The 12,672-nt window shown below is 38.9% G+C and carries 9 protein-coding genes; 4 read left to right on the top strand and 5 right to left on the bottom strand.

Going from position 1 to position 12,672, the window contains the following annotated elements; genetic code table 11:
• Positions 1-48: 48 nt before the first annotated feature.
• The 3 genes from cobA (at position 49) to ABXG98_RS00350 (ending at position 3,772) form a co-directional block, all read left to right on the top strand.
• Positions 49-906, top strand: a complete 858-nt coding sequence (cobA, locus tag ABXG98_RS00360; RefSeq protein WP_353536695.1) for a uroporphyrinogen-III C-methyltransferase — start codon at positions 49-51, stop codon at positions 904-906.
• 87 nt (positions 907-993) lie between these two features.
• Entirely contained in the window at positions 994-2,610 is a 1,617-nt protein-coding gene (locus ABXG98_RS00355) for a cytochrome D1 domain-containing protein (protein WP_353536694.1), read from the top strand.
• A 310-nt stretch (positions 2,611-2,920) separates the two neighbouring features.
• Entirely contained in the window at positions 2,921-3,772 is an 852-nt protein-coding gene (locus ABXG98_RS00350; protein WP_353536693.1) for a hypothetical protein, read from the top strand.
• On the opposite strand, the gene ABXG98_RS00345 is transcribed toward ABXG98_RS00350, so the two are convergent.
• Both ABXG98_RS00345 and ABXG98_RS00340 read right to left on the bottom strand, forming a co-directional pair.
• On the bottom strand, positions 3,750-4,670 hold the full coding sequence (locus ABXG98_RS00345) for a DMT family transporter (protein WP_353536692.1): 921 nt from the start codon (positions 4,668-4,670) through the stop codon (positions 3,750-3,752). The genes ABXG98_RS00350 and ABXG98_RS00345 overlap by 23 nt on opposite strands.
• A gap of 86 nt (positions 4,671-4,756) precedes the next feature.
• On the bottom strand, positions 4,757-6,739 hold the full coding sequence (locus ABXG98_RS00340; protein WP_353536691.1) for a RecQ family ATP-dependent DNA helicase: 1,983 nt from the start codon (positions 6,737-6,739) through the stop codon (positions 4,757-4,759).
• A 258-nt stretch (positions 6,740-6,997) separates the two neighbouring features.
• Between ABXG98_RS00340 and ABXG98_RS00335 the strand changes: the two genes are divergently transcribed.
• The gene (locus ABXG98_RS00335) at positions 6,998-9,157 is read left to right on the top strand and encodes a TonB-dependent receptor plug domain-containing protein (protein ID WP_353536690.1); all 2,160 of its coding nucleotides are present in this window, start codon (positions 6,998-7,000) and stop codon (positions 9,155-9,157) included.
• Positions 9,158-9,326: 169 nt separating this feature from the next.
• Here ABXG98_RS00335 and ABXG98_RS00330 read toward each other — a convergent pair whose 3' ends face one another.
• From ABXG98_RS00330 to guaA, 3 genes are all read right to left on the bottom strand, one after another.
• Complete coding sequence (locus ABXG98_RS00330; protein ID WP_353536689.1) at positions 9,327-9,869, bottom strand: PIN domain-containing protein; 543 nt, start codon at positions 9,867-9,869, stop codon at positions 9,327-9,329.
• A gap of 495 nt (positions 9,870-10,364) precedes the next feature.
• Entirely contained in the window at positions 10,365-10,715 is a 351-nt protein-coding gene (locus tag ABXG98_RS00325; RefSeq protein ID WP_353536688.1) for a RidA family protein, read from the bottom strand.
• A gap of 132 nt (positions 10,716-10,847) precedes the next feature.
• Positions 10,848-12,425, bottom strand: a complete 1,578-nt coding sequence (guaA, locus tag ABXG98_RS00320) for a glutamine-hydrolyzing GMP synthase (RefSeq protein WP_353536687.1) — start codon at positions 12,423-12,425, stop codon at positions 10,848-10,850.
• Positions 12,426-12,672 lie beyond the last annotated feature (247 nt).

The raw sequence follows: 12,672 nt of genomic DNA, 5'->3' as shown, positions 1-12,672 counted from the left end.
ACTTCGCCAACTCTTCACTAACATAGTTGAAGCAATAGAGAGCAAAACATGAACACGACAAAAACAACGACAGCGCCAAGCACTATTTTATCAAAAGGAAAATCTTGCCTAAATAAGGGCGAAGTTGCCTTAGTCGGCTCGGGTCCCGGTGATGCTGAGTTATTAACGATTAGAGCGATGCGTTTTATTGAGCAAGCAGAGATTGCCATTTACGACCGCCTAGTTAGTGAAGAAATTTTGGCATTATTACCAGAAGACTGTGAGCGTTTTTACGTGGGTAAAGAGCAAGCAAAGCATTGCGTGCCACAAGATAAAATCAATCAAATACTGGTAGAGCAAGCCAAGTTGGGCAAAAAAGTATTACGCCTTAAAGGCGGCGACCCGTTTATATTTGGTCGTGGCGGCGAAGAAGCTGAATACATGCTAGAACGAGGTGTTAGTTGCCATATTTGTCCCGGCATCACCGCTGCATCTGGCTGTACAACTTATGCAGGTATTCCATTAACACATCGTGGTGTTGCTCAAGGTTGTACGTTTATTACTGGTCATATTCAAAATAATGGTCAACTAAACTTACCTTGGTCTAGCTTAAGCTGTAAAACGCAAACAGTAGTATTTTACATGGGCATAAACACCCTGCCCAAAATCGCTGAGCAACTTGTTGCACACGGGCGAGATGCCAATACGCCAGCGGCACTTATTCGTAAAGGCACCCAACCTGAGCAAAAAACCTATCGAGGTACTATAGGTAATTTAGCCGAATTAGTTGAAAAGCATAATATTACCCCACCAACGCTGATTGTTATTGGTGATGTTGTGAATCAATTAACAGAACAACAATTATCTACTCCTGGCTTTTTAGATGCTAACGACTATGTTCAAGCACAAGAAATCAAAACCGCATAAAACATAGGACTGATGCATTAGCAAGCAGTTACCTCGTCGCCCTATTTATCATAAATAGGGCATGAAAAACATTAACAAGGTCAAGCAATGAAATCACTCTTTTCCATTAACAAAACCGTTTGTTTAGCGCTTTCTTTAGGCACATTGTTAAGCTTCTCAAGCTATGCAACAGCTCATAAAAAAAGTGATAATACTGCCGCTAAAAAACTTTATGAGCAACATTGCCAAAGTTGTCACGGTGTTGATCGTTTAGGGGCTATGGGGCCGGCTTTATTGCCAGAAAATCTTGCTCGTTTTAGAAAAAAAAAAGCAATAAAAGTCATTAACAACGGTCGTGCTGCCACACAAATGCCAGCCTTTAATCAAACGTTAAACAAAGACGAAATAGCCACTTTAGCAGACTATATTTACACGCCATCTAAAGCGTCACTCAAATGGACAACAGCTGATATTAACGCTTCTAAAGTACAGCATTTTGACCAAGCTAAGTTACCGAGTGAAGCGCAGTTTGACGCTGACTTAATGAACTTATTTATTGTCGTTGAATTGGGCGATCACAGCGCTACCTTACTAAACGGCGACACGTTTGAGCGCTTAGACCGCTTTAAAACCCGTTTCGCTTTACACGGTGGGCCCAAATATTCACCTGATGGTCGCTTTGTATTTTTTGCCTCTCGCGATGGCTGGATCAGTAAATACGATATCTACAACCGAAAAACTGTTAGTGAAGTTCGCGCAGCAATTAACACCCGTAATATCGCCATTTCAAATGATGGGCAATATTTAATTGTCGGTAATTACCTGCCAAACAACGTAGTTATCTTGAAGACTAGTGACTTGTCACCGCTTAAAGTAATTGCTGCCATAGATAAAGATGGTAACAGTTCACGCGTTAGCGCAGTTTATAATGCGCCACCACGACACAGTTTTATTGTGGCGCTAAAAGACGTCAAAGAAGTATGGGAAATTCCTTACAGCGATAAAGGTGGTGTTGAAGTGTTTAAAGGTTGGGCGCACGACTATAAAAATGAAGCTAAAGCAGAAGGTTGGAAGCATGATTTATCAAAAGAAAGTGAACAATTTCCTATTCGCCGCATTAAAACCGATGATTACTTGAATGATTTTTTCTTCGATCCTGATTATATCAATTTAATTGGCACAGCTCGTAATAGTCATAATGGACAAGTCATTAACCTAGACACCAAGAAAAAAATCGCCTCTATCGGCTTAACAGGTATGCCGCACTTAGGCTCTGGTATCACTTGGCAATATAAAAACAAAGAAGTGTTTGCTTCTCCCAATATCAAAGAAGGTAAAATCACCGTCATTGATATGGAAAACTGGCAGATAATTAAAGAAATAAAAACTGAAGGTCCTGGTTTCTTTATGCGTAGCCACAGCAAATCTCGTTATGCTTGGACTGACGTATTCTTTGGTCCAAACAATGATAAGGTTCACGTGATTGATAAAAGCACATTACAAATTGTCAAAACTTTAGCGCCAGCACCGGGGAAAAATTCCGCCCATGTCGAGTTTACTAAAGATGGTAAGTTTGTATTATTAAGCGTCTGGGATAATGATGGCGAGTTAATTGTTTATGATGCTGATACACTAGAAATAGTAAAACGTATGCCAATGAAAAAGCCCTCTGGTAAATACAATGTTTACAACAAAATTAATTACGAACGCGGCACCAGTCATTAGAGTAATGCTCGCTTAATGTTTTCTCCTTTAATCGCCTGCTACCTATATTATTGCAGGCTTTTTTTTAGCTTCGATTAAAGACTTTATTTCAAAACGTCTATTGTGATCATGCGACAGTAATGTCATATTCTTTTTTTCATAGCTATCGAGATAACTTAAGAGCTATAAGAAAAAATAAAGGCTTTATGCAGCTTGTATATGGGCCTCTATCCGAAAAGAGGGGAATAAATCCCCCTCTACAATTGATATAACATTTTCCTGAGCGAAGTACATCAGCTCGTTTTTTCATAACATAAAAGGCTATTAACCCGTGTTCTCAACTTTATTTAAACCAAAGCCAGTCATTGACGAAGAGAGCAAAACATGGATTTTTGACACTTTTTTGTGGTGTATTGAGCAACTTGATGGTGATTTTTTTAACCAGCATAGCCAATTGATACTGCCCAACAATACCTTTTACCCCGGTAGTTCAACTAGTGTCGAAGAGATGGCGCATACTATTTTTATCAATACCACTAAATACACAGGCATGACAGCATGGCCTTTTAGACTAGTAGCTGCTGAACACTTTAGCCCCAAACCAATCCCTCAGTTATCTTTTGAATCAAGCCTACGCGGGGATAAATGTAAAGTCAGTTACAAAAACAATTTTGACATGGGCAATGAAACTATCGCCCCTGAAATTGATATCGCTTTTCATCAAAGTCAACTTAACCAACCACAAGATTTAATTGCTTATTTAGTACAAATACAGGCAGGCATATTAGTTAATCAGCACAGCGCAATGGCGCCAAATACTCCCCCTCCAGGAGGCGAAGCAGTATTAGCACAAACTATAGATCTAGTAGCTTGTTTCATGGGGTTTGGGGTTATTTTTTCCAATACCGCCTATCAATTTAAAGGTGGTTGTGGTTCGTGTAATAATCGAAACCTCAACCGACAAGCGGCCTTACCAGAATTAGAAACAGTGTATGCGCTAGCGTTATTTAGCGTGATAAAAAACGGTGATATTAAACCGATTAAAAAGGCATTAAAGTCACATTTATATAAGGCTTTCAAACAAGCGCACAAGGAAATATCACTCTTCTTACAACAAACCACCAATGCTGAGTACAAAAAATTACTGACTGAAAGGCCAACTAACGCTTCCAAAAAACGTTGATTAATGCCCCCAGCATTATGAAAGCACCGCCGATGATCGTGGTTAGCATAGGTACTTCACTAAAATACGCCCAGCCAATGATCACCGAAAACAACACTTGCACATAAGAATATGCTGTTGCTTTATTTGCATCAGCACTGTGCATTGCTTTAGTTAACCCTACTTGCCCTACTTGCGTAAAAATACCAACTAGCACTAATAAAACTGTTGCCGTAGCAGTTGGCATAACAAAATCACTGCCTAACATCAGCATAGACACAGGAAAAGCTATCACAGGGAAATAGAAAATAATAACTGAACTATCATCAGTTAGGGTCAGCCTTTTAACAATAACGTAAGCTAGCGCACTGCCAAAAGCCCCTAACACACCAGCACCAAGACTTAACCATGAATATTGAATAGCATTGTCAAGTGGCAAGCTTGACTGAGTTAAACCGTCCTGCGCTATTCCTTGGTAAGCTAAATTAGGGTAAATAATAATGAATAAGCCAAGTAGGCTGAGCAAGATACAAGTGACCGTGGAACGCTGTATAGCTTCTTTCAAAAAGAATAATGCCAAAATAGCGGTAAATACAGGGTGTAAGTATTGTAATAAGGTTGCTTCAGCTAATGGTAAGGTGGTTACTGCATAATACACAAACATCAATGCAAACGAGCCCACAGCACCTCGGGCAATAAGCAGTTTTTTATTATGTCCCCACACAGGGATCTTTTTTCGTTTAATATCTGCGTAACTGATAAAGCCTGAAATTACCGCTCGAGCGGCAACAATTTCTAACACCGGAATACCTAAACCGCTCACCTCTTTCACACAAGCGGCCATTAAAGAAAAGCCAAGTGCAGAGAGCAACATATACCAAACACTCATTGGTACTGAATTTTTAATCGATAAAAACATTTACTAAGATACTCGCGCGGAAATAAAACATTGGGTTTGGCTACTCAACTTAAGCTACTTTGTCTCACTTACCCAACAGAACAGCATTAACTAAAATCAAGCTGAGATAGCTTATCACGAATCGCTTGATAACGTTGCTGTTCGCAACAAGCAAAACCAGCTAATTGCCTAACTTTGTTTCGGCCAAACAACGGCATGGTCAAACCTGCAAAAAAACGACAATAGCATTCGAGTGTTAATGGGGTATGACTTTTATCTTCTAGGTGACGTGTTAAGGCTTTAGCGTTGGCAATGAGCACGTCATCACTTGGCCAAGGCACTTGTTGTGAATATTCTAGTTGTGCAATACTGCCTCGACAAACACTACAGTGCCCACAATGTGTTGGCGCATCTAGGTCGTCAAAATACCGGCTTAAGTTAGCGCTTAAGCACTTATCAAGTTGAAAAAATCGTACCAATGCAGCAATACGCTTAATTTCTTTCGCTTCTTTATCAAGAAAGTAATGCGCTAACTTATTAGCTAATAATGGTTCGCTCAATTCATGAAAATTCACCTTGAAAACTTCAGTCATACCTGAAGTTTCTAAGACAATCATTTGCTGCTCGTGTAAATACTCTAAGGCTGCAATCACCCGATTTCTTTCAATTGACTTGTCTTGCAACAAGGTTTCAAAATTTAAACTGCCCCACACTTTTTTAAAGGTCGTGGCTTTAAAGATGGTGCTAAGAAAAACTTTTCGTTGCTGATTAAATCCTGAAAGTATCTGTTCAAGCGGTTGTAACAGCTTTATTTTAAAGTCTGAAAAATAAGCATACATAGGCTCAATAACGCCTAACAACTCTAACTGAACCAGTAATGTTTTTAACGGTAATTGTTTAATGTTACTCGCATTCGACAGTTGTATTAACTGCAATTCCCATTTGCTTTCATATTGGCTTGTTTGGCTTATATCAGTCACTTGTGTTTCGGTTTTAATATTATCAATAACATATTCAATTGCGCTGAGCTCTGGCGTATCACCATAAACAAAATTTTCTACGGTATTAAGTCCATCTAAATTTGCTAACGTAATACAGCGAGAAAACTGACCATCGCGCCCTGCTCTGCCGATTTCTTGAGAGTAGTTTTCAATAGATTTAGGTAAGTCATAGTGGAAAACAAAACGGATGTCACTTTTATCAATACCCATACCAAAAGCAATAGTGGCAACAATTACTTGTATTTTACCGCCCATAAAATCATTTTGAATTTGACTGCGGGTATCACTATCAAATCCCGCATGATAAGGGCTTGCATTAACACCTGATTGTTGTAGATAAATGGCTACTTGCTCAGCACTTTGTTGCAGAGTGACATACACAATACCACAACCTGTTTGTTGCTTTACTTGCTCAGCTAAATAAGCATTTTTATTTTCGCTACTAACGGGTAACACCGTCAAATCTAAGTTCTGCCGGTAAAATCCAGTTTGAACAATGTGATTTGGCTGAATAGCAAATTTTTCAGCCATATCCAATTTGACTTTCTTGGTCGCAGTGGCCGTTAATAATAAGGTTAATGGTATATTCAGCTCAGTGCGGTAATGAGGTAGCTTCAAATAATCTGGCCTAAAGTTATGACCCCACTCTGAAATACAGTGTGCCTCATCAACTACCAGCATTGACACAGGCACCGATTGAATGAATTGCCTAAAGCGTTCATTTTTAAAACGCTCGACCGATACCATGAGTATTTTTATTTTGCCATTTCTCGTCGCTGCCATCACCTCCTGTGCTTGATTCCCCTTTAAGGTCGAATCAATGCTCGCCGCAGCAATCCCTTTACTTGCTAAGAAAGCAAGTTGATCTTTTATTAATGCCAATAAGGGCGAAACAACCAGTGTTAAATGAGGTAAATGTAAAGCTGTTAATTGATAACACAAAGACTTTCCTGAGCCCGTCGGAAATATGGATAATGTAGAATGACCCGCATGTAATTGTTCAATCGTTTGTTGCTGGCCTTCCCTAAACTGCTCAAATCCAAAGGTTTGGTTAAGAGATTGCTGTAGATTGTCATTAATTCCGTTCATGTCGCCTTCCTACCACGCTTCTGCTGTTATCAATCATTATATCTGAAATATTGTGCACTTTATCGTAAAAATCACCAATCATATTCAAAGTTGTATAAGCTTTCACTACACCTCATTACACCATTAGTTACATATTAGTGACGCTAGGTCTGATAACTAAATGGTAAGGTATTGTCGAAAAGTAATATCATTAAGTAAAAAATCAATTTGTTAAAATAAATCTATTGCTTCAACTCCAAATTACCGTTGTGAATAAAAATGCGCTTAAAGAAAAAAACAAAACCAAACATAATCAAAACAATTAAGCGCTTAAGCCTTATAACCCCCTTAATTTTTACATTACAATCAGCACTCGCTAGTGAAGATGATACTAGCGATTCATCACTTGAATTAACACGACAGCAAACTGCTAAAACCACATCAGAGCTATCTTTACTCCCCGATATTTTCGAATATCCCGCGACTTTTTTTGAACAATACACGCCACAAAATGCCATGGATATGATCAAAAGATTGCCGGGATTCTCATTCGATAGAGGATCAAATGCCCGAGGATTTGGTGGTAATGCGGGTAACGTACTCATCGATGGCTCAAGACCTACCTCTAAATCAGGTGGCTTACGAGGTGCGCTCAGTCGAATTTCAGCGGCACAAGTTGAAAAAATTGAAATTTTACGTGGCGGAGTAAACACCGGCGATGCGTCTGGCCATGCAGTAGTTGCTAATGTTATTCGTGTTAAAGGGCTGCAGCAAGGTACGTGGGCAGCAAAATTAAGACGAGCGCCCGATAATAGCTACCTACCCAATTTAGAGGCAGCACTGTCAACAACACTCGGTGATTGGGAAACCTCATTTGACTTAGATATTGGTGGTCGCCCTGGCTATAGAACGGCTGCAATTGAAAATTTAGATAGTGATAACTTGCTGACCTCAAGCGCCGATGAAAAATTTAGAGATTCAGGCCGTTGGCTCTTTATCAATGGTGAAGGAGCTACTCAGTTTGCTGATGGTGATTTGGTCATTAATGGACGTGTCGGCGGGGATGTATGGCGTGGAGATACCCACCGAAATATGTTTAACACCCCAATCACTGATTCTTCTTCACCGGATGAGTTTTGGCTACTTGATGAAAAAAACACATTCAAAATGGTTGAATTAGGTATTGACTGGACCCAAAAAATACAAGACTGGAAATGGCATATCATTGCCTTAGGTTTAGTTAACGATCGCAATTATCAGTATAGTTTTCATGAAGAAATACTAAGTGCCCAAACCGTAAGTGATGACTATTTTAACCAAAAGCGCCTTAAAACCGAAGGAATAATACGCACTACCCTGGGTTATGCTGCAAGCTCAGCCTTTACCCCTGAATTTGGTATTGAGATTGCTAATAATAAACTAAACACCAGCGCCAATGAAACTGACAATGGTTTGCTAGTACCTGTTGATGGCTCTGATGTGGTTGTTGAAGAATGGCGAGGAGAATTATTTGCAACGTTTAATTATGAAGTCGATAAATATCTATCACTAGAAGGCGGTATCACCGCAGAATTCTCACAGATTACAGTGTCAGGCGACTCAAATCAAAGCCAAAATTTTAACTTTATTAAACCCCGAGTATCAGCCACGTACAAAATTAATAACAGCACAACATTAACATTAGAAGGCGAACATAGTGTTGGGCAATTAAATTTTAATGACTTTGCCAGCAGCACCGAAGCCTCTGACGATAGTTCAACCTTGGGCAATCCTGATCTAAAACCCGATCAAAAAACAGAAGTTGCCGCAACATATGACTGGAGCTTTAGTGAACGCGGAAGCATAAAAGTAAGGGTGTTTTATCAATGGCGAAGCGATATATTAGAACAAATAATACTGGAAACGAATGATAGTAATGAGGAAAGCGATGACATCAACCAAGGGCTGGGAAATGCTGGCGATGCTGAGTTTTGGGGGGCAACCACTGAATTAAATTTACCGCTTGATTATATTATGCCCAATGCATTATTAGAGCTATCTTATAAATACAATGATTCCCAATTTTATGATGCAATCATTGCAACTGACCGCACCATAAATGATTACACACCGAATTGGACCAAGTTCAATTTCAGGCAAGACTTTATCAATCAAAAATTCGCTTGGGGCGCTGAATACTGGGGAAATTTTAAAGATACCAATTATCGCGTTGATGAAATTCAAACATTCGGCGCGAATAAGCGATTACGTTTATTTATTGAAACCACACGTTATTTTGGCTTAAAAACCCAACTTGAAGTGACTCATTTAAATACGGGTCGCTATACTCGTTCACGCTATTTCTACCAAAGCGATCGTGGCGGTGCGTTTGACGGCAGTGAAATATCTCACCGCCAACGTAAGCCAGAGGTGAAACTTTCTTTTTGGGGGACTTTTTAGAGACTCAACAAGTTAACCTTAAAAGCTACACTTTCATCATTAAGAACAAAATTACAGTGATAAAAAAGACTAAGTTAAGTGTTCATACATAGCACATCTTATCAGGCCACACATGATAATTTCTGCAACTTTTTCTGCATAAAGTACACTTAATTTACTTCAATAATTATCATTTATATTGCACACCACTCTCAGATACGGTTAATATATTTTGATTAACCAATTGATTAAGATAATTTTGAATAACTACTTCGTTACCTTTTGCCTTCATGTGAGATGCTATATGGTTTCTCAAGCTAACGATCTTTTGGGGACGTTTCTCTTTTGGTTTAGATTTTAAGCTATGAATTAATTTAGAAATCTCGCCTGATGCATTAACCATTTTTACCTGCTTACAAGGACGACCATTAGCTTTGATATGTGCAATTAAGGGTGTGAAGCCGTTGTCATTAGTAATTACCTCAAAGCTAACATTAGCTGAAGCTTCTTGAGCATATTTACCAAGATAATAAGATAGGTGAAAATCTAAATTGTTAGCTTGAGTTGCTTTAATTTGGATTAAAACTAAGTTGATCGGGGATTCGTATTTTTTATCGCCAAAATCTATTTTAGGTTGTTTTGCACCGACAAAAACAATAACCCTTTCATAAATAGACAAATCGAGTTTACTTAAACAACCAATATTTTCATAATCTATAAACGCCCACTTCATGTGATAAAGCCTCCATAAAAGCTAACAGCTCCATTAACAGGATACTCGACGTTTAAACGAAGCCCACCTATCCTTCATAAAGCCTTAAAAACCAAAGATACGATATTTAGCAATTAATATCAATTACTTAATGATAAAACACCTGTTTAATTGCTGGATTAAAGGTAGGTTTTAACTTATAACTCATTAAGCCACCAATAATAACTTTTGCAACTTTTCCTTCATAAACCACCTTTAATTTATCTTAAATACGACTCTAATTCCAACTGAATTCCGCATCTTGAGGTGGTTTGGTTATAGCTAAAATCCAAACTTACAATCAGTGCTAACCCTACCCCAGCGTTTTCAAGAGAAAATTTAATCACTGGCAATTTCGATATAGCATCCAAATTGCCAGTATCATATTGTATTAAAGGCTAGTTCATTGCTTTTACTTGTTCTTCAGCGGCGCTTGCTTGTATATAGGTAGCATAAAAAGACGCAGCTATAATTAACTTAAATCTCTGCAGCAATCACCGATATTTCAACGAGTAAAGCTTCTCGAGCCATTTTAGCGGCAACACAAGCTCTAGCTGGCGCATGACCGTCAGGTATCCAAGCATCCCAAACGGCATTCATATCAGCAAAATAACTCATATCTTTAACATAAATGGTTGCCGATAAAATGTGTGCTCTGTCACTACCTGCTTGCAATAATAATTCATCCACCTTGGCTAGCATGGTTTGGGTTTGCTCGGTGATGTCCTTACTGGCATCAGCAGCTACTTGCCCACATAAGTAGATAGTGCCGTTATGCTTAACAATACGGCTCATGCGTTGTTTGGTTTCTAATCTTTCAATGATCATAATAATTCTTCTTTTCAGTATAGTACTTAAAACAAAACCCCACTGTCATACAACAATGAGGTTTAAAATAGAGTTTATAATTTTTAGATTAAGCCCAGCAAAATAGAGTAATTTAGCCAACTTAGGAAAAAATTACTCCCACTCGATAGTCGCTGGCGGCTTACCACTGATATCGTAGACCACACGTGAAATACCGTCAATTTCATTTATGATCCGGTTAGAAACTAATCCTAAGAAGTCATATGGCAAATGTGACCAACGAGCGGTCATAAAATCAATAGTTTCAACACAACGCAGTGACACAACCCAATCGTATTTACGGGCATCACCCATTACACCAACAGAGCGAACAGGTAGGAACACTGTAAATGCTTGACTTACTTTGGTGTATAAATCATGTTTGTGTAATTCTTCAATGAAAATCGCATCCGCACGACGTAATAAGTCAGCGTATTCTTTTTTCACTTCACCTAGAATACGTACCCCTAAACCAGGTCCAGGGAATGGGTGACGGTATAGCATGTCATACGGTAAACCTAACTCTAAACCAATTTTACGCACTTCATCTTTAAATAGTTCACGTAATGGCTCAACTAAACCTAGCTTCATGTAATCAGGTAAACCACCTACGTTATGGTGGGACTTAATTACGTGTGCTTTACCTGTTGCAGAAGCAGCCGATTCTATGACATCAGGGTAAATAGTGCCTTGTGCTAACCATTTAGCATTTTCAAGCTTATTGGATTCTTCTTCGAACACATCGATAAATACATTGCCGATTATTTTGCGTTTTTTCTCTGGATCATTTTCACCGGCTAAGCGATCTAAAAACCTGTCTTCGGCGTCAACTTTAATGATATTTAAGCCAAAATGATCGCCAAACATGTCCATTACTTGCTTACCTTCGTTTAAACGAAGTAAACCATTATCAACGAATACACAGGTCAGCTTGTCACCTATAGCGCGATGTAACAGCATGGCAACTACTGATGAATCGACACCACCTGACAAGCCTAAGATAACTTCGTCATCACCGACTTGCTCTTTCATCTTGGCTACTGCATCTTCAATAATTGATGCGGAAGTCCAAAGCTTTTCACACTGACAAATATCAACAACAAAATGCTCTAATATGCGCATACCTTGCTTAGTGTGAGTGACTTCTGGGTGAAATTGTACACCGTAAAACTGTTTATCTTCATTTGCCATAGCGGCAAAGGCACAGCTTTCTGTTTTCGCAACCGTAACAAAACCTTCAGGAATAGCCGAAACTTTGTCACCGTGACTCATCCACACATCTAATAACGCATTACCGTTAGTGCTAACATGATCTTCAATTGCGTTAAATAAGGCTGATTTGGCAATAACTTCCACTGCCGCATAACCAAACTCTTTATGCTCAGAGCTTTCAACGCCACCACCCAGTTGTTCAGCCATAGTTTGCATACCGTAACAAATACCTAAAACAGGCACGTTAGCAGTAAATACATACTCAGGTGCGCGCGGTGAGTTAGCTTCAGTCACTGATTCTGGGCCACCCGCAAGAATAATACCGGTTGGGTTAAATTCTTTAATTTGTGCTTCGGTCACATCCCATGACCAAAGTTCACAATAAACGCCAATTTCACGTACACGACGAGCAATAAGCTGAGTGTATTGTGAACCAAAATCTAAAATCAGTATGCGGTGATCATGAATGTCTTTACTCATGTTTTTTGTTCCTGCTTTTTACCACTAAAGGTATTGTTTATAAATAACAACACCCTGAACTTTTCTCTAATAAGAGTTCAGTTCAAGGTGTTTAAATTTTGTCTATTTTTACAATGTGATTCGTTGTAAAAATAAGAATGCTTATAGCCACACTAAGTTGAGAGTATTTTAGTTCTAGTTCAAGGCGCTAGCGCGGAGTTGACGATAGTCAATGAGCACTTGCAACGCCGAAATTGGGCTAAAATAA

This window comes from Colwellia sp. KU-HH00111, from assembly GCF_040362745.1.
In the GTDB taxonomy this organism is placed as follows: Bacteria; Pseudomonadota; Gammaproteobacteria; order Enterobacterales; family Alteromonadaceae; genus Colwellia.
This window is presented reverse-complemented; position numbering and strand designations above follow the sequence as displayed.